Source organism: Bradyrhizobium sp. CCBAU 65884 (assembly GCF_028128835.1).
GTDB classification, from domain to species: Bacteria; Pseudomonadota; Alphaproteobacteria; order Rhizobiales; family Xanthobacteraceae; genus Bradyrhizobium; species Bradyrhizobium ottawaense.
The window spans coordinates 50,206-71,188 of sequence record NZ_LBJU01000096.1; the positions used below are offsets into that span (position 1 = coordinate 50,206).

Annotated in this window: 20 protein-coding genes and 1 pseudogene; 12 read left to right on the forward strand and 9 right to left on the reverse strand. The window is 64.7% G+C overall.

Features of this window, described 5'->3' with window-relative positions; translation table 11 throughout:
* Positions 1 to 66: 66 nt before the first annotated feature.
* From XI03_RS08440 to XI03_RS08455, 4 genes and pseudogenes are all read right to left on the reverse strand, one after another.
* Positions 67 to 1,197, reverse strand: coding sequence for an ABC transporter substrate-binding protein (locus XI03_RS08440; protein WP_018316871.1), 1,131 nt, complete (start codon positions 1,195 to 1,197; stop codon positions 67 to 69).
* 58 nt (positions 1,198 to 1,255) lie between these two features.
* Entirely contained in the window at positions 1,256 to 2,134 is an 879-nt protein-coding gene (locus XI03_RS08445) for a shikimate dehydrogenase (protein ID WP_271591868.1), read from the reverse strand.
* A gap of 143 nt (positions 2,135 to 2,277) precedes the next feature.
* A pseudogene (locus XI03_RS08450) lies at positions 2,278 to 3,218 on the reverse strand (LysR family transcriptional regulator).
* A 355-nt stretch (positions 3,219 to 3,573) separates the two neighbouring features.
* Positions 3,574 to 3,750 (reverse strand): hypothetical protein, encoded by a 177-nt coding sequence (locus XI03_RS08455; RefSeq protein WP_085968000.1) that lies wholly within the window; start codon positions 3,748 to 3,750, stop codon positions 3,574 to 3,576.
* 165 nt (positions 3,751 to 3,915) lie between these two features.
* Here XI03_RS08455 and XI03_RS08460 point away from each other — a divergent pair, with 165 nt between their 5' ends.
* From XI03_RS08460 to XI03_RS08500, 9 genes are all read left to right on the forward strand, one after another.
* The gene (locus XI03_RS08460) at positions 3,916 to 4,644 is read left to right on the forward strand and encodes a helix-turn-helix transcriptional regulator (RefSeq protein WP_028139752.1); all 729 of its coding nucleotides are present in this window, start codon (positions 3,916 to 3,918) and stop codon (positions 4,642 to 4,644) included.
* 82 nt (positions 4,645 to 4,726) lie between these two features.
* Positions 4,727 to 5,386 carry an acyl-homoserine-lactone synthase gene (locus XI03_RS08465; protein ID WP_028139753.1) on the forward strand — a complete coding sequence of 220 codons (660 nt, stop codon included), beginning with the start codon at positions 4,727 to 4,729 and terminating at the stop codon, positions 5,384 to 5,386.
* A gap of 1 nt (position 5,387) precedes the next feature.
* A complete protein-coding gene (locus XI03_RS08470; RefSeq protein WP_028139754.1) occupies positions 5,388 to 5,606 on the forward strand; it encodes a hypothetical protein in 219 nt (72 codons plus the stop codon).
* 299 nt (positions 5,607 to 5,905) lie between these two features.
* The gene (locus XI03_RS08475; RefSeq protein ID WP_028139755.1) at positions 5,906 to 6,823 is read left to right on the forward strand and encodes a branched-chain amino acid ABC transporter permease; all 918 of its coding nucleotides are present in this window, start codon (positions 5,906 to 5,908) and stop codon (positions 6,821 to 6,823) included.
* The gene (locus XI03_RS08480; protein WP_028139756.1) at positions 6,820 to 7,764 is read left to right on the forward strand and encodes a branched-chain amino acid ABC transporter permease; all 945 of its coding nucleotides are present in this window, start codon (positions 6,820 to 6,822) and stop codon (positions 7,762 to 7,764) included. Before XI03_RS08475 ends, XI03_RS08480 begins: the two co-directional genes overlap by 4 nt.
* Positions 7,757 to 8,524: an ABC transporter ATP-binding protein gene (locus tag XI03_RS08485; protein ID WP_018316880.1), complete on the forward strand. Its 768-nt coding sequence runs from the start codon at positions 7,757 to 7,759 to the stop codon at positions 8,522 to 8,524. Before XI03_RS08480 ends, XI03_RS08485 begins: the two co-directional genes overlap by 8 nt.
* Entirely contained in the window at positions 8,517 to 9,230 is a 714-nt protein-coding gene (locus XI03_RS08490) for an ABC transporter ATP-binding protein (RefSeq protein ID WP_028139757.1), read from the forward strand. The genes XI03_RS08485 and XI03_RS08490 overlap by 8 nt, the downstream gene beginning before the upstream one ends.
* Positions 9,231 to 9,470: 240 nt before the next feature.
* Positions 9,471 to 10,250: an AraC family transcriptional regulator gene (locus tag XI03_RS08495; protein ID WP_271591869.1), complete on the forward strand. Its 780-nt coding sequence runs from the start codon at positions 9,471 to 9,473 to the stop codon at positions 10,248 to 10,250.
* Between the two features lie 178 nt (positions 10,251 to 10,428).
* Positions 10,429 to 12,651, forward strand: coding sequence for a TonB-dependent siderophore receptor (locus XI03_RS08500; RefSeq protein ID WP_271591870.1), 2,223 nt, complete (start codon positions 10,429 to 10,431; stop codon positions 12,649 to 12,651).
* 37 nt (positions 12,652 to 12,688) lie between these two features.
* Here XI03_RS08500 and XI03_RS08505 read toward each other — a convergent pair whose 3' ends face one another.
* The 3 genes from XI03_RS08505 to XI03_RS08515 form a co-directional block, all read right to left on the reverse strand.
* The gene (locus XI03_RS08505; protein ID WP_028139760.1) at positions 12,689 to 13,042 is read right to left on the reverse strand and encodes a hypothetical protein; all 354 of its coding nucleotides are present in this window, start codon (positions 13,040 to 13,042) and stop codon (positions 12,689 to 12,691) included.
* A gap of 321 nt (positions 13,043 to 13,363) precedes the next feature.
* Positions 13,364 to 14,800, reverse strand: coding sequence for a glutamine synthetase family protein (locus tag XI03_RS08510; protein WP_271591871.1), 1,437 nt, complete (start codon positions 14,798 to 14,800; stop codon positions 13,364 to 13,366).
* A 127-nt stretch (positions 14,801 to 14,927) separates the two neighbouring features.
* Positions 14,928 to 16,286 carry an aromatic ring-hydroxylating dioxygenase subunit alpha gene (locus XI03_RS08515; protein WP_271591872.1) on the reverse strand — a complete coding sequence of 453 codons (1,359 nt, stop codon included), beginning with the start codon at positions 16,284 to 16,286 and terminating at the stop codon, positions 14,928 to 14,930.
* 113 nt (positions 16,287 to 16,399) lie between these two features.
* On the opposite strand from XI03_RS08515, the gene XI03_RS08520 reads away from it, so the two are divergent.
* Together XI03_RS08520 and XI03_RS08525 are read left to right on the forward strand one after the other, a co-directional pair.
* Positions 16,400 to 17,185, forward strand: a complete 786-nt coding sequence (locus XI03_RS08520) for an IclR family transcriptional regulator domain-containing protein (protein ID WP_271591873.1) — start codon at positions 16,400 to 16,402, stop codon at positions 17,183 to 17,185.
* Positions 17,186 to 17,352: 167 nt separating this feature from the next.
* On the forward strand, positions 17,353 to 17,685 hold the full coding sequence (locus XI03_RS08525; protein WP_028139764.1) for a PRC-barrel domain-containing protein: 333 nt from the start codon (positions 17,353 to 17,355) through the stop codon (positions 17,683 to 17,685).
* 54 nt (positions 17,686 to 17,739) lie between these two features.
* Here XI03_RS08525 and XI03_RS08530 read toward each other — a convergent pair whose 3' ends face one another.
* Positions 17,740 to 18,132, reverse strand: coding sequence for a group II truncated hemoglobin (locus XI03_RS08530; RefSeq protein ID WP_271591874.1), 393 nt, complete (start codon positions 18,130 to 18,132; stop codon positions 17,740 to 17,742).
* A 247-nt stretch (positions 18,133 to 18,379) separates the two neighbouring features.
* Complete coding sequence (locus XI03_RS08535; RefSeq protein WP_028139766.1) at positions 18,380 to 19,288, reverse strand: helix-turn-helix transcriptional regulator; 909 nt, start codon at positions 19,286 to 19,288, stop codon at positions 18,380 to 18,382.
* Between the two features lie 138 nt (positions 19,289 to 19,426).
* Between XI03_RS08535 and XI03_RS08540 the strand changes: the two genes are divergently transcribed.
* Entirely contained in the window at positions 19,427 to 20,968 is a 1,542-nt protein-coding gene (locus tag XI03_RS08540) for a benzoate-CoA ligase family protein (RefSeq protein WP_095425031.1), read from the forward strand.
* The last annotated feature ends 15 nt before the right edge of the window (positions 20,969 to 20,983 follow it).

A 20,983-nucleotide genomic window follows, 5' to 3' on the forward strand; every position in this document is an offset into this window, starting at 1 on the left:
CGGATCGCATCTACGATGCGATCCGACCTCTCCCCGCAAGCGGGGAGAGGTGAAAGACCACGTTCCTCACTTCACCTTGGGCAGCACCTGCTTCACCACCTGCTTGCCTTCGACCACCTCGACCAGAAAACTCTGGCGGTCGATGTCGCCGGTGTCGCTGAAGGTGACGTCCATCAGGATGCCCGGCTCGTCCGCGGCCTTGATGGTGAGGCCGTGCAGCGTCTCGGCAAACTTCTTCGGGTCGACCTTGCCCATCTTCTCGGTGGTGGCTTTCACCATGTAGACGGCGAGATAGCCCTTCAGGCCGTTATGGTCGGGCACGTAATTGTACTTCTTGGAAAATTTCTCGCGGAACGCCTTGATCAGGTCGACCGGGGCATCGGTGGTGAGGCCAACATGGCCGCGTGCGCCGTTGGCGGCGTCGCCGGCGAGCTCGATCACCTTCTGGCCGATCAGCGTGGTCTCGCCCATCAGCGGCGCGGTGACGCCCTGGCGCTTCAGCTCCTTCAGGATGCGCGCGCTCTCCTCCTCGTTCAGGTAGACGAACACGGCGTCCGGATTGGCAGCCTTGATCTTGCCGACGTCGGCGGCGAAATCGGCCTGGCCCGCCTCGGTCGAGAGGTCGGCGACCACCTTGGAGCCGAGCCGGTCGAGCTCCTTGACGACGACGTCGCGGCCGCCGCGGCCGAAGTCGTTGTTGACCCAGACCACAGCGACCGTCTTCGCCTTCATCTCGTCATGGATGTATTTCGCGACCTTCGGCATCGAGGATTGCTGGCCGAACGAGGTGCGGAACAGGAACTTGTTTCCGGCCTGCGTCAGTTCGGCGGCTTCGCCACCCATGATCTGCGCGATGCCCGCTTCGGCGGCGAGCGGCGCGGTGACCTTGACCGAGCCGGAGTAGCCGGGCCCGAGCAGCACATAGGGCTCGGCGTCGAGCGCCTTCTGCACCTGGGCGCGGGCGACGCCGGGGTTGGATTGCGAGTCGGCATGGCTGACTTCCAGCTTGCGGCCGAGCACCCCGCCCTTGGCGTTGATCTCCTCGATCGCGAGGTCGATGCCATTCTTCCAGTTGGTGCCGACGGTGGCGCCGCCGCCCGAGAGCTCGGCGACGTTGGCGAGCTTGATGGCCTGGGCGTGGACGCTGGTTGCAGTCGCGAAGGCAAGCAGGGCGCCTGCCAGCAGGGTCGATTTCATGGTTTCTCCTCCCGTTTTTCGTCGAAATTGTCCGCGGCCTTGTGTCGGCCGCTTCGGTTTATGCTGCGTGATAGGCCGAGCTTCGTGCCGCCATCACCTCGTCGAATGCCTCTCCCATGACCTCGGTCGATGGGGCAAGGCCCGTGAACAGTTCGAAAGCGTCGGCCGCCTGGTAGATCGCGAGCTCCCGCCCGGTCATGATCCGCGCGTCCTTGGCTTGTGCCGCCGCCAGCAGCGGCGTGATCAAGGGCGAATAGACGGCATCCGCGACCCATAATTTTTCATGCAGCAGCGCAGCCGCAACAGGCATGCCCCGGTTCGGCAGCATGCCGACCGGCGTGCCGTTGACGAGACCGGTTGCGCCGCCCAGCGCATCCTCGACGCTTGCGGCGATCCTCGCGCCGCCCCGCGGCGCAAGCAGGGAGACGAGCGCCGCCGCGCGCGCCGGCTCACTGTCGAAGACGCGGATGTCGGACACTTTCAGGCTCGCCAGCGCAAACGCGATCGCCTTGCCGACGCCGCCGGCGCCGATCACCGCAACGGCATTCCCCGCGGGCGCCAGCAGCGGCGCCACCGCGCGGGCAAAGCCCGTGGTGTCGGTGTTGTGGCCGGTCAGGCGGCCGTCCCTGACGACGACGGTGTTGACCGCGCCCATGCTGGCTGCGCCCGGCGCCAGCTCGTCGAGCAGCGGGACCACTGCCTCCTTATAGGGGTAGGTGACGTTGACGCCGGCAAAGCCGAGCCGCCGCACGCCCTCGAGCATCATGCGAAGCCCGGCCGCATCGGCGCCGGCGACCTCGATGAGCTGGTAGTGGCCGCGCAGGCCAAGCGCCTCGGCAGCGCGCTCATGCATGGCGGGGGACGCGGAATGTGCGATCGGCGCGCCGATCAGGCCGGTGAGGAGCTTCTTGCTGGCGGCGTATCCGCGCTTGGACATGGTTCGCTATCGTCTCAAAGGGAGCGTTCGGTCCCGGCCATTAGCGGGGAAATCCCGCAAGTCCAAGGGCAGTTCCAGGTGCGACGATAGCCTTTCCCTCGCCTAACACAATTACCCTTTTATCCGGCAAACCTAACATGATGTTATTTCTTCCGTCCGCGCGCGCCGCCGGCCTTGCCGTTGCCGCGGGACGGCTCGACCGCGCGCATCTCGGTGCGCAGCGACTCGATGAAAGACTCGGCATGGAGCGACAGCGGCGCGCCGCGCTTGACCGCGATGTAAGTGTCGAACCGCGTCGGCTCGGTGATCTTCAGAAGCTCGATCCCGGGATAGCCGCCGTGAGCCACCGTGAACTGGTCGATGATGGCGATGCCGAGGCCCGCCTTCACCAGCGCGCAGACCGTGGTGCCGAAGCGCGCGCGGATGGTGATGTTGTAGGCGAGACGGTGGCGCGCAAAGATCTCGGCCATGATCCGGCCGTAGGGATCGTTGGGATCGATGCCGATCAGCGGATAGCGGGTGATCTCGGCGGCCGAGACCTGCTTGCGGCCGGCGAGCTCATGGCCCGGCGGCACGATGCAGTACAGCTCGCCCGAGGCCAGCGGCATGAAGTCGAGCCCGGAATGCTCCAGCCGGTAGCTCATCGCCACGCACTCGCCGCGGCCGAGCATGAGATAGTCGATGGCCTCCTCGAGCTTGAGGATGTTGATGTCGATGCCGAGATCGGGATAGCGGCGCCGGACGCGCTCGATCGCGCGCGGCACCATCACCTGCGAGATGCTCGGCACCGAGCCGATGCGCAGCTCCGACAGGCCGCCGCGGCCGATCTTGGAGATGATCTCGGAGAGATCGTCGACCTTCTTGTAGACGCCGTTGATCTGCTCGAAGATGCTCTCGGCTTCCGGCGTCGGGAAGTAACGCCCGTTCTGGCGCTGGAAGAAGCGGATGCCGAGCGAGCGCGCTCGGTGTACTTGACGAGGCGGCTGATCCCCGGCGCCGAGACGTTGAGCAGCTTCGCCGCACCGCCGATGGTGCCCGTCACCATCACGGCACGGATCACTTCAACCTGGCGCAGCGTCATCATGTTCTTGGCACCCGAAAGAGGATCGCGGCGGCGATCATCTCACGAGAGCCGCGATGTCATCCAGCGGCAAGTGTGTGGATGTGGATGGGAGGAGTGTGAGCTTCTCCCCTCTCCCCGTGTGGGTGGCTCGCCGCGAAGCGGCGAGACGGGTGAGGGGGCTCTGTCCGCGCGCAAATCTCTTGCAAAAGACTTCGCTGAGGCAACCCCTCATCCGGCGCTTCGCGCCACCTTCTCCCACAGGGGGAGAAGGGAAACTTCGCTGTCAGATTGTTTCGACTAAAATCGGCCCGTTCGAATGGAGGGGCTGCATCGTTGCGCGACCTGTCTCGTCGGCGTCGTCTAGCGCAGCCGCGTTCTAGCTCGCCGGCTCTTCCGGCAATACGCTCTCGGCCAGCTCCTCGCGCTCGCCTTCCAGCACCGCGCGCGCGAACTCGATGATCTTCTGCTTGTTGGCCGTTTCGCGGACGGCGAAAAACACGCGGTTCAATTCCAGGCCGAGCACGCTGTTGAGGGCGATGTCCTCGTCTTCCATCGTGGTGTTCCCGCTTCGGTCGCTCAGGTGTATCGTGACGTCAATTCTGCCACAAGTAGTTTAAATCTTCAGGGCGGATGAGCACCGGGAAACTACGGCCGCAGCGAATTGAGGCAGTCCCCAAATACGTGCTATACGGAACGGCGAGAGTCAGGAAACGCACTGATGTCCGCCGTGGATTATGGCCGGGAGGCGCTCGACTTCATTGAAGGCTTGGGGACCTATCGCAAGGTGCCCGATGCCATGAATGCGCTCGAGACGGCGTTCGGTCGCTTCGGCTTCGAAACCATCATCGTGACGGGATTGCCCAATCCCGACCAGCGGTTTGCGCAGATGGTGCTTGCCAAGCGCTGGCCGGCGGGCTGGTTCAGCCTCTACACGCAGAACAATTACGACCGCTTCGATCCGGTGGTGCGGCTGTGCCGGCAATCGGTCAATCCGTTCGAATGGTCGGAAGCACCTTATGACGCCGAACTCGAGCCGAACGCGGCCGAGGTGATGAACCGCGCCACCGATTTTCGGATGTCGCGGGGCTTCATCGTGCCGATCCACGGGCTCACCGGCTATGAAGCCGCGGTGTCGCTTGGCGGCGTTCATCTCGACCTCAATCCGCGCAGCAAACCGGCACTGCATCTGATGGCGATGTATGGCTTCGACCACATTCGCCGTCTGCTCGAGCCGGCGCCTTATCCCTCGACGCGCCTCACCCCGCGCGAGCGCGAGGTGATCTCCTGGGCCTCGCAGGGCAAGTCGGCTTGGGAGATCGGTGAGATCCTGCACATCACGCAGCGCACTGCGGAAGAGCATCTTGCAACTGCCGCGCGCAAGCTCGGTGCCGTCAACCGCACGCATGCGGTGGCGCTGGCGATTCGGAACAAGATCATCAATCCGTAAGCGCCGTACTGGGAAATTTCCCAATATCGAATCCGGCTCTTTTGGCAGAGTCTGCCCCCATTGAGGATGATTGGGGGTTTTCATGATTCACGCCATTTCTGCGGTAAATCGCCACCTGTATGAAGACGTGATCGAGCAGCATTTCCGGTTGCGCCACGATATCTTCGTCGAGGAGCGGCGCTGGGAGACGCTGCGCAGGCCGGATTGCCGCGAGATCGATTCCTATGACGACGAGGATACCGTCTATCTGCTTGCGCTGGAGGGGCGGCGCGTCATCGGTGGCCACCGGCTCTACCCGACGACCAAGCCCTCGATGATGAGCGAGGTGTTCCCGCATCTGGCGTCGGTGCGCGGCTGCCCCGCGGATCCGCTGGTCTGGGAATGGTCGCGCTACTTCGTCGTGCGTGATCGCCGCGACGGCGCGCTCAACCTGCAACTGATGGCGGCGGTGCAGGAGTTCTGCCTCAACCAGGGGATCGCGCAGGTCAGCGCGATCATGGAGACCTGGTGGCTGCCGCGCTTCCACGAAGCCGGCTTCATGGTGACCCCGCTGGGCCTGCCCGCTCTGGTGGAGAATGCATGGACCATGGCGGCGACCATCGACATTCGTCGCGAGACCCTCGATGCCCTGCACGATCGTATCGGCATGACCTCGGTCGTGCGCCAGGACGGCCCGCGTCTGGACGCCGTCGCCCGTGCCAACCTCTGCGGCTCTGCTGCCGCGCAACGAAAGAGCGCCTGAGATGTCGAACATGATGCGGGACAGCCAGATCATGGCGCAGATCAGGGACGATGATCTCGGCTACATGTCGGACATGGCGCTCGAGCTGGCGCAGATGGCGGAAGACACCGGATTGACGACGCTCGCCTATCTGTTCCGGATGGCGGCGCTGGAGGCCTCGACGGCCAACAGCGTGCTCGCCGAACCGGACGATCTTCCCCGGCAGATGACGTCGCACTAGGACGCAATCCTTCCTTACATTCTGACGAAGTCGCACCCTCTCGCCGGCCCGCCGGCGAGAGGGTCATCGTTTGGGTGCGGCAGGTTGCCCCAGCCGGCACGGCAGCTTTCTTGCAGGAGCGTCTCGACCACATGCATCGGCATGCAACAAAGTGCATGTTTGGTGTCGAATCGCTCTTGCCTCGGAACGATACTGCCATTACCCATTTTTCCGCCTTGAACAGGCAGGGGGAGCTCTTTCACTGATGGCGAACGTGTTCGAACATCGGCGCGACACCGCGTGCGCCTGAAAGAGTCTTGATGCTGCTTGTCGTCGAACAGTTCCTGAACGGGTTGCAGTTCGGCCTGCTGCTGTTCCTGCTCGCCGCCGGCCTGACGCTGGTGTTCGGGATCATGGATCTCGTCAACCTGGCGCACGGCTCGCTCTACATGATGGGCGCCTATTTCGCCGCGACCTTCGCGGCGTGGACCGGCAGCTTCCTGCTCGGGGCGCTGATGGCGCTGGGGGCCACGCTGGTGCTCGGCATCGTGCTGGAGATGAGCGCGCTACGGCATCTCTATGGCCGCGACCATCTCGACCACGTGCTGGCGACCTTCGGCCTGATCCTGTTCTTCAACGAAGCCGTGCGGCTGATCTGGGGCCCGGCCGGCCTTGCGCTGCCGCTGCCGGCCTGGCTCACCGTGCCGGTGCCGATCCTGCCGGGTATTCACTATCCCGCCTATCGGCTCGCCATCATCGTGGTGGCGCTGCTGGTAGCGCTGCTGCTCTATCTCGGCGTGATGCGCACCCGCATCGGCATGCTGATCCGCGCCGGCGCCTCCAACCGTGAGATGATCGGCGCGCTCGGCATCAACATCAAGCTGCTCTACACGCTGGTGTTCGGCCTGGGCGCCGCGCTCGCCGGCCTTGCCGGCCTGATGCAGGCGCCGATCCTCACCGTGCAGATCGGCATGGGCGAGAACATCCTGATCCTCGCTTTCGTCATCATCGTGATCGGCGGCATCGGCTCGATCCGCGGTGCGTTCCTGGCCGCGATCTTCGTCGGCATGATCGACACGCTCGGCCGCGCCTTCCTGCCTAATCTGCTGCGACAGGTGCTGAGCGGCGCCGCTGCCTCCACCGCCGCGCCCGCGCTGTCCTCCATGCTGATCTACCTGCTGATGGCGATCGTGCTGGTGGTGCGGCCGGAGGGGCTGTTTCCGGCCAACCGTCGATGAAGTCTTTCACTGTGAGCAAGGCCGTCACGGCCCTGATGCTGGCGGGCCTCCTGCTGCTGCCGCTCTATTCGCAGCTCTCCGGCAACATCTTCATCCTGACGCTGTTCACCCGCATCATCATCCTGGCGCTGGCGGCCGCCAGCCTCAACCTCATCATGGGTTTTGGCGGCATGATGAGCTTTGGCCATGCCGCCTATCTCGGCATCGGCGGCTATGCCGTCGGCATGCTGGCGCAGGAAGGCGTCGGCAGCGGCTTCATCCAGTTTCCGGTCGCGCTCGCGGCGTCCGCGCTCTATGCGCTCGTGATCGGCGCGCTCTCGTTGCGCACCCGCGGCGTCTATTTCATCATGATCACGCTCGCCTTCGCGCAGATGGCCTATTACGTCGCCTCGGGGCTGGCGCGCTACGGCGGCGATGACGGCCTCACCGTCTACAAGCGCAGCGACTTCTCCGGGCTGGTCAACCTGTCGAACCGCACGCAGTTCTATTATCTCTGCCTCGCCTGCCTCCTCGGCGTCATCTTCCTGATCTGGCGCATCGTCAATTCGCGCTTCGGCCTCGTCGTGCAGGGCCTGCGCTCCAACGAGCAGCGCATGCAGGCGATCGGCTTCCCGGCAAAGCGCTACAAGCTCGTCTGCTTCGTCATTTCAGGGACCATGTGCGGCCTCGCCGGCGCGCTGCTCGCCAACAACACCGACTTCGTCAGCCCGGCCGTGATGTACTGGACGCGCTCCGGCGACCTCATGGTGATGGTGATCCTCGGCGGCATGGGCACGCTGTTCGGCCCGATCATGGGCGCGGTGGTGTTCCTGCTGCTGGAGGAATTCCTGTCGCAGATCACCGAATATTGGGCCCTGATCATGGGCCCGCTGCTGCTGCTGATCGTGCTGTTCGGCCGTGGCGGCATCATGGGCATGCTGGGGAGGGCCGGCCGTGGCTGAACCCCTGCTTCGCGTCGAAAAGCTGGTGCGTCGCTTCGGCGGCATCGTTGCGACGGATAACGTCTCGCTCGACGTCGCCGCGGGCGAGCTGCACGCCATCATCGGCCCGAACGGCGCCGGCAAGACCACGCTGATCAGCCAGCTCACCGGGCATCTCGAGCCGCATTCCGGCAGCGTCTCGCTGGCGGGGCGCGACATCACCTATCTGCCGGCCTATCGCCGCTGCGCGCTGGGTCTGGCGCGTTCGTTCCAGATCACCTCGCTGCTGCTCGATTTCACCGCCGCGGACAATGTCGCGCTGGCGGCACAAGCCCATGCCGGCACCTCGTTTCGCTTCTTTGCCAATGCGCGCAAGGAGCGATCCTTGCGCGATGCCGCGCATGCGGCGCTCGATCGCGTCGGGCTGTTGCATCGCGCCGACGTCGTGGTGAACAGGCTCAGCCATGGCGAGCGGCGCGAGCTCGAGCTCGCGGTCGCGCTCGCGAGCAAGCCCAAGCTGCTGCTGCTCGACGAGCCGATGGCCGGCTTGGGTGTCACCGAATCCCAGCGCATGGTGAAGCTGCTCCAGGAGCTGCGCAAGGAGGTCTCGATCGTGCTGGTCGAGCACGACATGCCGGCGGTGTTCGCGCTCGCCGACCGCATCACGGTGCTGGTCTATGGCCGCGTCATCGCCTCGGGCGATCCGGCCGCGATCCGTGCCAACGAGGACGTCAAGCGCGCCTATCTCGGGGACCAGCACGTGGTGACGCATCATGGCTGACACGCTGCTCGAGGTTGACGGCATCGAGACCTGCTATGGCCTCTCCCAGGTGCTGTTCGGCCTGTCGCTGTCGATCAAGCCCGGCGAGATGGTCTCGCTGATGGGCCGCAACGGCATGGGCAAGACCACGACCATCCGCTCCATCATGGGCCTGACGCCGGCGCGATCAGGCAGCATTCGTTTCGCGGGCGCCGAGGTCAGGCAGCTTCCCTCCTACAGGATCGCAAAGCTCGGCGTCGGCCTGGTTCCTGAGGGACGCCAGATCTTCCCGAACCTCACCGTGCGCGAGAATCTGGTCGCGGCCGCCGCCGACCGCTTCAGCAGCCCCAATCCCTGGACGCTGGCCGCGATCTACGTGCTGTTCCCGCGCCTTGCTGAACGCGCGTCCAACATGGGCAACCAGCTCTCGGGCGGCGAGCAGCAGATGCTCGCGATCGGCCGCGCGCTGATGACCAATCCAAAGCTCCTGATCCTGGACGAAGCGACCGAGGGCCTCGCGCCGCTGATCCGCGAAGAAATCTGGCACTGCCTGTCGCTGCTCAAGAGCCGCGGACAGTCGATCCTGGTCGTCGACAAGAATGTCGACCACCTCGCCCGCATCTGCGACCGCCACACCATCATCGAGCGCGGCAGGACGGTGTGGAGCGGCACCTCCGATCAGCTGATGGCGGAACCGGATCTCCAGCACAAATATCTCGGCATCTGACGCGCGTTGCTGCCGACCGCGCGTAACGCGCAAGATTCTCTTCGAGCAAATCCAGTTTCGAATCCCTCCAAACCGCGCGCAGAGCTCTTGAGCGCGCCGCCGCCAGCGGTCAAACAAACCGCGGCGTAAGCGGATTCGATGCGGGACTTCTACGATCAAATTGTCGGACGGCCTCAAGACGACATCGGTTCCGCACAGCCCGGCGCTTCGACAGCGCGATGGCTGGATTTTCCGGGCTGCGTGTTTGTCAGAGGCGAGTTTCGAGCCGATGCCGGGGGCTCTGCCATCGCAGCCCCGGGCCTGTTCATCTCGGTCTCCGTTGATGGTGACGCAGGACGCGGCATTCTGACGCGCAGCATCGGCTGCGAAGGGCAGATGACGGCAATTGCCGTGCGCGAAACCTGCGCAGCGGAACGCGCGGTTCATTCCGGCGAGCGTTCCGCGATCGGCCTGGCGTTTCCCCAAACCTCGATCGATGGACTCGGACTCGGCGATGAGTTTCGGGCGCTGTTTGCGAACGACGTCTCGGGCGCAGCGATCGTCTCTCTGAGAGCGTCTGCGCGCATACAGGCGGTCGCGGCAGAAATGTTTTCGCCGCCGGTCACCGGCAACGCGGCGCAATTGCTGCTGTCGGCGCATGCCGCCGAGATCGTGGTCCACGCCTTGTTCGGCGAGCGCGGCCGGATTGCGACCGATCCCGCCACCGATCTGCAGTGGACGCGGCTGCAATCGGTGAAGCAGCGGATGGACGCCGATCTCGCCTATCCCTGGAGCATCGACGAACTGGCGCGGAACGCGGGGCTGAGCCGCAGGTCCTTCAACCAGAAATTCCGGATGGCATATGGCCAGAGCGCGATCGACTATCTCAGGGCTCAGCGGCTCGATGCCGCACGTGCCTTTTTGATTCACCAGCGCTTGTCCGTCACCGAAGCGGCCTATCGGGTCGGCTATGCCCATCCGGCGAATTTCGCGACAGCCTTCCGCAGGCGCTTCGGCCATTCGCCGAGCCGCTATCAGTAAACTCGAAAGCCTCCACGTGGGATCAAAGGTGATTTGCGCGCGCGCAAAGGCGGCGATCGCTTTGATCTGGTTACACCCGGGTTGTTGAACACGGAACTCGGGGGATACGATGAGGCGGAACGATGGGCAGACGCTCGGCTGGGAACGAATGGTGAGAACTGGTCTGGGAGCGGCCGGTTTGGGAGCGGTCCTGCACGCGACGCCCTCGGCGGCACAGGTCTCCGGAACCAATTCGCCTTCGACGGCCGGCACATTGCCTCCGGTCACGGTGGAGGCACCGAGCCCGGCGCGTCCGCGTGCCCAATCTGCCCAGCGCGCCTCACAATCGCAGCGCGGCCGCGTCGCAATCCCGCGCAATGCCGGGTCCGGACAAGCCAGAAACTCTGATGCGCGCGAGGCGGACAGCGGCCGCGCCAACGCGTCGAGCGAGAACAGCTATGTCGCAAGCAGCAGCTCGGCGGGCACGAAGACGAACACCCCGCTGCTCGAGACGCCGCAGTCGATCTCGGTCGTGACCCGCAAGGAGCTCAACGACCGCGCCGTGCAGACGCTGACGGAAGCGGTCGGCTATGAGCCGGGCGTCCGCATCGATGCCTCCGGCTACGATCCGCGCTTCGACGCCATCTCGATCCGCGGCTTCGACATCACCTATAACGGCGTCTATCTCGACGGCCTGCGTCTCGTCGGCGCCGGTCTCGGCGTGTTCAAGACCGAGCCTTATGGCGTTGACAGCATCACCGTGGTGCGCGGGCCGAGCTCGGCCCTCTACGGTCTCGGCTCGCCCGGCGGATTGATCGACCTGCAGAGCAAGCTGCCGACCAGCCAGCCGTTCCACGAGGTGCAGACGGTGTTCGGCGACCGCGAGCGCGTTCAGGGCAATTTCGATCTCTCGGGTCCGGTCGATCCCAACGGCCAATTTTCCTATCGGTTGACCGGCGTCGTGCGCGACGCCGACGTGTTCGTGCCCGGCGGCAAGGACAATCGTATCTACGTCGCTCCCGCCGTCACCTGGAAGCCGGACCAATCGACGACCCTCACCATTCTCGGCGCCTACCAGAAATCGAAGACGCCGGGGTCCATGTTCACCTATTCCACGGGCACCGGCACGACGACGGACATCTTTACCGGCAGCCCGTCCTACAATTCGCTCGACCAGGAGCAGGGCCGCGTCGGCTATCTGTTCGAGCACGCGTTCAACAACGCGGTGACCGTTCGCCAGAAATTCCGCTATGTCGACGTCGATGCGGTCACGCGCTATGTCGGCTTTCTCGGCGCTCCCGTCGGCAATGTCGTCTCGCGCTATACCGGCTACGTCCACGACTCGCTGCAATCGGCCATCATGGACAACCAGGTCGAGGCGAAACTCTCGACCGGCCCGGTGCAGCACACGCTCCTGGTCGGCACCGACTACACGGCATCGAAATTCAACGACAAGCAGGGATTTGGCTTCGGGGTCTCCGACCTCAATCTGGCCGCGCCGGCCTATGTGCCGGAATCGATTCCGGATCCCGCGATCTCGTCCTCGACGCAGCAGCGGCAGACCCAGTCCGGCGTGTACATCCAGGACCAGGCCAAGCTCGACCACTGGATCCTGACGCTGAGCGGCCGCAGCGACTGGGTTCGCACCACGGGCGAGGATCAGTTCGCGCTGACCCGCCAGCAGCAGTCCGAACAGGCCTATAGCGGGCGCGCCGGGCTGACCTATGTGTTCGATTCCGGAGTTGCGCCTTACGTCGCCTATTCAACCTCGTTCTTTCCCAATCTCGGCGTCGATCCCACAGGCGCCTTCTTCAAGCCCACCACCGGCAAGCAGACCGAGATCGGCGTCAAATATCAGCCGCAGGGGACGAGGAGCTTCATCACTGCCGCGGTGTTCGACCTGACCCAGAGCGGGGGCCTGGTCACGACCGGGACCGGCGTCACGGTCCAGCGCGGCGAGATTCAAAGCCGCGGCTTCGAATTGCAGGCGCTCGCGAGCCTCGGCGGCGGTTTCGACATCACCTCGTCCTACACCTATCTCGACATGGTCACCAAGCAGGCCGGCGACAGCGCGCAGATCGGCAAGTTTCCGTCGGGCAATCCGCCGCACACCGCGACGCTGTGGGGCAACTATGCCCTGCCGCTGGCCGGCCCGTTTGCGGGACTGAGCATCGGTGGCGGCGTGCGTTACATGTCCTGGAGCTACGGCGACGATCTGAACACGTTCAAGAACAGTTCGGTGACCCTGGTCGATGCTGCGCTGAAATATGATTTCGGCCAGGCGGCGAAGGAGCTGAAGGGCCTGCAGTTCCAGGTCAACGCCAAGAACCTCTTCAATCTGCACTACACCACGTGCCAGGTCGGATATTGCTACCGCGGTGCCCCGCTGACCGTCATCGCAACGCTCGGCTACCGCTGGTGAGTATGGCGATGGTGAAGACCGGGGCCGGCTGCCGATCCTACCAATAGATCCCGTGGCGATGCAGCGCACGGACGATTTGGGCGTCGGTGGACAGCTGACGCCGCTTCGGCTTGGTCGTTCCGGCCGTGCTTGCCGGCGGCGTAGATTGCGTGGTTGGTGCCACCGTGGCCGCCGGTGCCGTTGCTGAGGTTGGTGCGGTGGTCGCAGTCTGGACATTTGCCGGCTGCGACGGCGCCTGGGTGGTTTGCGGCGAGACCGTTGCCGCCGTGGCGGGTTGCTCGATCGCCTGTTGGCTGGAATTGCTCGCTGCGAGACTGAGGCTCCGCGACCCACCCGCATAGGCCTGGCTTGTGAGCAGAGACACCGTTGCGATCAGGATCAGCTTGCGCATGGAAACGCTCCTAATCTGGTCAATCCGTCTTACCTATCGCGCATCCATTGAGTTCAGCGCGCCAGATGATGCCGACCGATGTTGATCAAGGTTGCCCGGCACGACAGGCGGTAGATCAGGCTGAATAACTGGTCCCACATGATCGAACTCCACTGTTGATCACATGCAGGAATCCTAGCGCGGGAATCTTTCCGTGGGTTTTCGCGGGGATGGAAAATGGCTTCGTCCGGCAGCGGTGCGATGTCGTCGGAACCGGCGCGACGAAGCCGCTTCACACGGCCGTGAGCCGTTACTCTCTTGAGGAATCCGCGGGGCAGGGCGTCAAAACACCTCGAAATATTCACGGTGCTCCCAGTCGGTCACTTCTGACAGGAAGCGGTCGATCTCGGCGTTCTTGATGTGGGTGTAATAGTCGACGAACTCCGGCCCGAGCTTGTCGCGGAAGAACGGATCGTCCTTCAGTGCGCTGACTGCATCGCGCAGCGACTTCGGCAGCAGCGGCGCCTTGGTCTCGTAGGGCGTGTCGGCGGAGGGGCCGGGATCGAGCTTGCGGTCGACGCCGTCGAGGCCCGAGAGAATCTGCGAGGCCATGTAGAGATAGGGATTGGCGGCGGGCTCGCCGATGCGGTTCTCCAGGCGCGTTGCGGCATCATTGGCACCGCCGAGCACGCGGATCATCACGCCGCGATTGTCGCGGCCCCAGATCGCGCGGTCGGGCGCCAGCGAATAGGAGCGGTAGCGCTTGTAGCCGTTGATGGTCGGCGTGGTGAACACGGTCGAGGCGCGGGCGTGGTCGAGCAGGCCGCCAAGGTACGCCCGGCCAAACGCGCTGAGCGGCTCACTGCCGTCCTTGGCCATGAAGATGTTTTCGCCGCTGGCGCGCGAGACGATCGACTGGTGCAGGTGCCAGCCGCTCGCGAACACATTCGGCAGTTTCGGGCGGCACATGAAGGTGGCGTGATAGCCGTGCCGGCGCGCGATCTGCTTCACGGCGCTCCGAAACAGCACCATGTTGTCGGCGGGCTCCAGGCCCTTCTTCGGCGCGAAGGTGAACTCGCACTGGCTCGGCCCGAACTCGACCTCGACCGAGCGCAGGGGCAGCCCGAGCGCGACGATGTCGCGGCGCAGGATCTCCAGCACCGGCTCCATCTGATCGAAGCGCTGCTCGGTGAGATATTGATAGCCGTGGCTGAGCAGGCTCACTGATGGTGGCGTGCCCGGCTGGCCGGCGTCCTCGGGCCGCATATGCGCATCGTCGAGCTTGAAGATGTGGAATTCGACCTCGAGCCCGGCGACGAAATCGTGGCCGCGGCTGGCGAGCTGGTCGAGCACCTTGCGATAGAGCGAGCGCGTCGCGAACGGCACCGGGCGGCCGTCATTGAAGTAGAGGTCGCACAGCACCCAGCCCGTGGTCGGCGCCCACGGCAAGACGCGAAACGTCGTGGGGTCGGCGACCATGAGCACGTCGGCCGCGCCCTCCATCTCCTTCATGCCGAAGCCGCCGCCCGCGGTGAACACCGGGAATACCGTGCGGTGCGAAGTATCCTTGGCGAGCATGGTCGTTGTGATGGAGCAGCCGCTCTCCAGCGAGGCGATCGCCTCGGAGGCGATGATGGTCTTGCCGCGCAGGATGCCGTGCTGGTCGGGGAAGGCGAGGCGGATGACCTCGAGGTTCTTGTCCTCGACGAGACGGCGCACGCGCGACGCGGCGTCCCTCTGCTCATCCGACCACAGCGCATGACGCGCGACGAAAGTCACTTTGCTACTCCCTCAGCTGCCGTAGGGTGGGCAAAGCAGAGCGTGCCCACCGCGTCTATCGACCACACCGAAGCATGGGCACGGCGCGTTGCGCTTTTGCCCACCCTACGGGTTCGGTGCACGAACGTCACTCCGCCGCCGTCAGCCGGTGCACGTTGTCCGCGATCTCCTTCGGCACCGGTGCGGCCCAAGGTGCGCCGCGGCGGCGCTTGACGTCGATCTCCATCCAGTAGAGTTCCCACCCCTGGGTCGGCCCGATGCCGTCCATGGTGGCCGGTCCCTGGATGCTGCGTGCTCTGCTCTCGTCCAGGAACAGCATCGGCTTCTCGCCGCCGCCGACCTTCTCGATCTCCTGTCGCAGCAGGCGGCGATATTGCACGATCGCCTTGTCGCTCGAGCCGAGATGCTCCTTGGTGCGGTCCTGGATCGCGCCCATCGATTCCACCGCCCACTGGTCGTGGACGTTGATGTCGGTGCCCATGCCGGTATAGGTCGCGGTCTGCTGCTCGTGCGGATCGAAGCCGTAATCGTTGCTGCTGTTCTTGCGCGATTTGTAGTCCGGCAGCTCATAGAGCTCGAGCCGCTGGTCGCGCATCTTCTGCTTGTCGACCGGGTTCGAATAGCTGGTGAAGATCGCGTACCAGTAGCAGTTCTCGTCGTCGACCGGCACGTGCCACTGCGTGATCGTCATCTCCGTGCTCATGGGGATGACGAAGCCGTGCGGGAAGAGCTGATTGGTGACGCGCACATGGGTGCGCTCCTCGTCGATCTCGCGCAGCGCGATCAGCCGCAGGCCGTATTCGGTGTGCTCGACATTGATGATCGGGCGGTCGTACTCGCGCAAGATCTTCGTCATCGGCAGATCAGACCCTGCAGATGCGCCGCGGAATTGCTTGCCGTAGGCGGTGGAGGTGTCCTCGTCCTCGAAGAAGCGATGCAGATAGGAGGCGTGCGCGGGATCGATGCCGACTTCGAGCGCCTGAAGCCAGTTGCAGGCCATGTGGCCCTTGAACGCAAAGGTGTGAGTATCAGGGGCGACGAAGCAATCGAGCTCCGGAAAAGCCGGCGGCTCACCCTCGCCGAGATAGGCCCAGAAGATGCCGCTCTTCTCGACCACTGGATAGGAGCGCTGGCGGATGTTCTGGCAGAGCTTCGAGTCCTTCGGCTCGGCCGGCGTCTCGATGCACTGGCCGGTGGCGTCGAACAGCCAGCCGTGGAAGGCGCAGCGCAGGCCGCCGTGCTCGAGCCGTCCGAACGCGAGGTCGGCGCCGCGATGCGCGCAGTGCCGGTCGATCAGGCCGTAGCGTCCGGTCTCGTCACGGAACAGCACCAGGTTCTCGCCGAGCAGCTTGACGGGACGGATCGGACGATCGCCTTCGAGCTCATCCACCAGCGCCGCCGGCTGCCAGTAGCTCCGCATCAGCTTTCCGCACGGATCCTTCGGACCGGTGCGGGTGATCAGGTCGTTCTGCTCCTGGCTCATCATGGCAGTAGCATCCCTCTGTGGAGTGGCGTTTGTTCGCCTATTGAACGAATGGGCGAATTATGACATGCCTTGGAGCAGCAGCAAGCACTATTTTGCAGGATTGTCCCGTCACCATGCCCAAACTGAAGCGGAGCGAGACCGACGAGCGCGCGACGGATTTCGTCGAAGCGCTCGATCGCGGCCTGCGCCTGCTGCAATGCTTCGGCACGACGGCCGGCCCGATGACGCTGAGCGATCTCGCCCGCGCCGCGGACCTGCCGCGCGCCACCGCGCGGCGTATGCTGTTCACGCTCCAGCGCGGCGGTTTTGTCTCCGGCGATGGCAAACTATTTTCGCTGACGCCGCATGTGCTGACGCTTGCTGCGTCCTACCTGCGATCCAACCAGCTCGTCACGGTGCTGCAACCGGTACTCGATCGGGTCGCGACGGCGGCAAACGAAATATCGTCGCTCGCGGTGCTTGATGGCGACAACGTCGTGTTCGTCGCACGCAGCAGTCCGGCGCGGATGTTCTCAGGCGGACTCGAAATCGGCTATCGCCTACCGGCGTTCTGCACCTCGGTTGGTCGCGCCATGCTCGGCCAGCTCGACGATGCCGATCTTGCCGCACGCCTGAAGGCGATGCAGCGCGAGGCGCTGACGCCGCAGACGGTGACCGATCCCAAGGCGCTGCTTGCGCGCATCGTCGCCGACCGCGCGCAGGGCTATTCACTGGTCGACCGCGAGGCCGAGCCGCATTTCCGCTCGATCTCGGTTCCGGTGCGCCGCTACGACGACGTGATCGTCGCCGCCATCAACATGGGCGCCCATGTCGATCGGGTGCCGGCGCAGGAATTGATCGGCCGTTTCCTGCCGCTGTTGCAGGAGGGCGCGGAGTCGGTGCGTTCGCAGCTGCTGTAAGCGTAGGGTGGGTCAGCCTTGGCGGCTGCGCGAAGCGCAGTCGCTTGGCGTAACCCACCACTTCTCGCGCCCCGAGACCTAAAGAGGTGGGTTACGCTGACGCTAACCCACCCTACATTCCGCCGTCTGTGCTATAATGCGCGCCACACAAGACGAGGGAGCACGCCATGCAACACACCATGGTTCCCAGTGATCGCGTCGAGCACGTCGCCGTCTATGGTGGCGACGGCACGAAGCTCGGCACGATCGAGCGATTGATGCTCGACAAGGTCAGTGGAACGGTCGCTTACGCCGTGATCAAGACCGGCAGGCTGCTCGGGACACATCACCATTATCCCGTGCAGTGGAGCGCGTTGAAATATGATCCGGGACGCCAGGCCTTCCAGGTCGAACTGACGCCGGAGCAATTGAGCAGCGGTCCCTGCGAAGTCGATGGCGATGAGTTCGACTGGGGCGACCGCTCGCGGCCCTACCAGCATCCGAACTACTGGTCGATCTAGCCGCGTCGAAGTCTCGCGGGCCGGCTAAACGCCGGGAACGTCACGCTGACCGGATCATTGCCGGTTGCGCATCCAGTCGGCGAGACCGGACAATGCGCGGTCGAGGTCCTGCCGCGCGATCGTGTCGACGACCGTCTCTTCCAGCGCGCCGCGCATGCAGACCATCCATGCATTGCGCTCGGCATCGCCGATGGCAAAGCCGATGTGCCGCTGGCGCAGCCGCGGATGGCCCTTCTCGGGGGTATAGAGGCGCGGGCCGCCGGTCCACTCGGTGAGATAGCGCTTCAGCACGTCCCTGATCAGGCCGAGGTCGTCCGCATGCATCGCACGGATGATCTGCGCCTCCGGCAGCGTGTCCATGCGGTCGTAGAAGCGGTCGACAAGGGCGTCGATCGTGGCACTGCCGCCGATCCGCTCGAACATGGTGGTGACGTCGGTGGAGTGCATGATCTGTCCAAAAAACTCGCTGTGACGCTTTGATATAGTGTTGCCGGAGGTCGTGCAAAATCCCCGCTGTCGTCCCGGACAAGCGCGCCTCAAGCGCGCGCAGATCCGGGACCCATAACCACAGGGAGGAGTTTGGCGAAGGCTCGCTGTTCGGTACTTCTACCGATCGCTACCGATAGATCACGCGGTATGGGTCCCGGATCTTCGCTTCGCTCGTCCGGGACGACGGCCGAGGCTGGTCAATTACCTACAGCGCCACGCTGCGCAGCCCGAAGCTGCGGGCTTCGTTCTGCAGCACCGGGCGCACCGCATCGATCAGCCGTGCGGCGGCCGCATCCACGCTGAGACCTGCCGTGTCCACCACCGCCGTCGCGCGCGAGTATAGCGGCTCGCGGCTGAGCAGGATGTTGCGCAGCTCCGCCATCGCGGAGCGGTCGTCGGCCATCGGGCGTAGGTCGCCCTGGCGACGGACGCGGGCCATGTGCTCTTCGGGCTCGGCCTTCAGCCAGATCGTGTAGAACGAGGTCAGGATCTGATCGAAGGTCAAAGGCTCGGAGACGATGCCGCCGCCGGTCGCCAGCACCATCAGCTCGTTGCGAGCGAGCAGCTGCTGAAGCGCCGCCTGCTCCATGCGGCGAAAGCCTTCCTGGCCGTACAGCGCGATGATCTCGGCAACCGAGAGCCCGTTCTGCTGCTCGACCTCCTTGTTGAGCTCCACAAAACTCCAGCCGACCTTCTTCGCCAGCATCCGACCGAGCGTCGACTTGCCGGCGCCGCGCAGGCCGATCAGCGCGATGCCGCAGAACGGCGCGCGCCGCGGCGCCGAGGCGCTGCCGCCGGCGAGCAGATCTTTTGCCTGCGCGATCTGGGCAGGCGTGGCCTTGCGCAGCAGGTCGCGAAACATCTGCCAGTCCGGTGTCGGATCGGCGGAGGGAAGCAGATCTTCGAGATGCGCGCCCATCGCGTCGGAGACACGGCGCAAGAGCACGATGGAGACATTGCCCTTGCCGCTTTCGAGCTGCGCGATGTAGCGCTCCGAGATTCCTGATACCTTGGCGAGCACCTTGCGCGACATGCCGCGCAGTGCGCGCATGGTGCGCACGCGCTGGCCGAGCTGTTCGAGAAATCGGGATTCTGCGTCGGGACTGTCGGTCATGAGCCTTCTTTAAGGGATGTCTCTTTGAAGGGTGTCCTGCGGCGCATTTTAATGAAACATAATGCCTGCTAGCATTGACAGCAAGCCGCCGCGGTGTCTTTCTATGAATTATAATTCTAAATTCGGGGGAGAAAGTCCGTGAGCGAGGGATCCTATAACGCGGTGACCTGGCTGCTCGACCGCAACGTCGAGGAGGGCCGGGGCAACAAGCTGGCCTTCGACGACACCGTCTCGCGGCTCACCTATGGCGAGCTTCAGCGCGAGAGCCGACGCGCCGCCAACATGCTGCGCCGGCTCGGCGTCCGCCGCGAGGAGCGCGTCGCGATGATCATGCTGGACACCGTCGATTTCCCGGTGGTGTTCCTGGGCGCGATCCGCGCCGGCATCGTGCCGGTGCCGCTCAACACGCTGCTGACCGCGGACCAGTACGCCTACATCCTCGCCGACTGCCGTGCGCGCGTGCTGTTCGTCTCCGAGGCGCTCTACCCTGTCATCAAGGACGTCGTCGGCCGCATGCCCGATCTCGAGCATGTCGTTGTGTCCGGCGCCAAGCAGAACGGCCACAAGCAGCTCGCCGAGGAGCTCGCGGGCGAGAGTGATCAGTTCACCACCGCCGCGACGCATCCGGATGAGCCGGCGTTCTGGCTCTATTCGTCCGGCTCGACCGGCATGCCCAAGGGCGTGCGCCATATCCATTCCAATTTGCAGGCGACCGCCGACACCTACGCAAAGCAGGTGCTGGGCATCCGCGAGAGCGATGTGTGCCTCTCCGCCGCCAAGCTGTTCTTCGCCTACGGGCTCGGCAACGCGCTGACCTTCCCGATGTCGGTCGGCGCCAGCGTGATCCTCAACAGCGAACGGCCGACGCCGGCGCGGATGTTCGACCTGATGAACCGCTACAAGCCGTCGATCTTCTACGGCGTGCCGACCTTGTTCGCGGCGATGCTCAACGACGAGACCATGAAGGCCGAGCGTGGCGGCGGCGCCTTGCGCATCTGCACCTCGGCCGGCGAGGCGCTGCCGGAATCCGTTGGCACCAGCTGGAAGGCGCGCTTCGGCGTCGACATCCTCGACGGCGTCGGCTCGACCGAGCTCTTGCACATCTTCCTGTCGAACGCGCCCGGCGACATCAAATACGGCTCCTCCGGCAAGCCGGTGCCGGGCTATGCGGTGCGGCTCGTCAACGAGGCCGGGCAAGATGTTGCCGACGGCGAGGTCGGCGAGCTCCTGGTCGATGCGCCCTCGGCCGGCGAGGGCTACTGGAACCAGCGCCACAAGAGCCGCCGCACTTTTGAGGGACCGTGGACCCGCACCGGCGACAAATATGTCCGCGACGCTGACGGCCGCTACACCTTCTGTGGCCGCGCCGACGACATGTTCAAGGTCTCCGGCATCTGGGTCTCGCCGTTCGAGGTCGAGAGCGCGCTGATCACGCATCCCGCCGTGCTGGAGGCCGCCGTCGTGCCCGAGGCCGATCCGGAAGGGCTGTTGAAGCCGAAAGCCTTCGTCGTGCTGCGGCCGGGCGCGACGACGAGCGATCTTCAGGAAATGCTGAAGGAGCACGTCAAGCAGAAGATCGGCCCGTGGAAATATCCGCGCTGGATCGACGTGGTGGAATCCTTGCCGAAGACGGCGACGGGCAAGATCCAGCGGTTCAAGTTGCGGGATGGGGCGAATTAGCCACAGCCGTCATGG

Bases quoted from the DNA above. Each gene is read 5' to 3' on its own strand.
- XI03_RS08440 (WP_018316871.1), bottom strand. From the start codon at position 1,197: ATGAAATCGACCCTGCTGGCAGGCGCCCTGCTTGCCTTCGCGACTGCA.
- XI03_RS08445 (WP_271591868.1), bottom strand. From the start codon at position 2,134: ATGTCCAAGCGCGGATACGCCGCCAGCAAGAAGCTCCTCACCGGCCTG.
- XI03_RS08455 (WP_085968000.1), bottom strand. From the start codon at position 3,750: ATGGAAGACGAGGACATCGCCCTCAACAGCGTGCTCGGCCTGGAATTG.
- XI03_RS08460 (WP_028139752.1), top strand. From the start codon at position 3,916: ATGTCCGCCGTGGATTATGGCCGGGAGGCGCTCGACTTCATTGAAGGC.
- XI03_RS08465 (WP_028139753.1), top strand. From the start codon at position 4,727: ATGATTCACGCCATTTCTGCGGTAAATCGCCACCTGTATGAAGACGTG.
- XI03_RS08470 (WP_028139754.1), top strand. From the start codon at position 5,388: ATGTCGAACATGATGCGGGACAGCCAGATCATGGCGCAGATCAGGGAC.
- XI03_RS08475 (WP_028139755.1), top strand. From the start codon at position 5,906: ATGCTGCTTGTCGTCGAACAGTTCCTGAACGGGTTGCAGTTCGGCCTG.
- XI03_RS08480 (WP_028139756.1), top strand. From the start codon at position 6,820: ATGAAGTCTTTCACTGTGAGCAAGGCCGTCACGGCCCTGATGCTGGCG.
- XI03_RS08490 (WP_028139757.1), top strand. From the start codon at position 8,517: ATGGCTGACACGCTGCTCGAGGTTGACGGCATCGAGACCTGCTATGGC.
- XI03_RS08505 (WP_028139760.1), bottom strand. From the start codon at position 13,042: ATGCGCAAGCTGATCCTGATCGCAACGGTGTCTCTGCTCACAAGCCAG.
- XI03_RS08515 (WP_271591872.1), bottom strand. From the start codon at position 16,286: ATGATGAGCCAGGAGCAGAACGACCTGATCACCCGCACCGGTCCGAAG.
- XI03_RS08520 (WP_271591873.1), top strand. From the start codon at position 16,400: ATGCCCAAACTGAAGCGGAGCGAGACCGACGAGCGCGCGACGGATTTC.
- XI03_RS08525 (WP_028139764.1), top strand. From the start codon at position 17,353: ATGCAACACACCATGGTTCCCAGTGATCGCGTCGAGCACGTCGCCGTC.
- XI03_RS08530 (WP_271591874.1), bottom strand. From the start codon at position 18,132: ATGCACTCCACCGACGTCACCACCATGTTCGAGCGGATCGGCGGCAGT.
- XI03_RS08535 (WP_028139766.1), bottom strand. From the start codon at position 19,288: ATGACCGACAGTCCCGACGCAGAATCCCGATTTCTCGAACAGCTCGGC.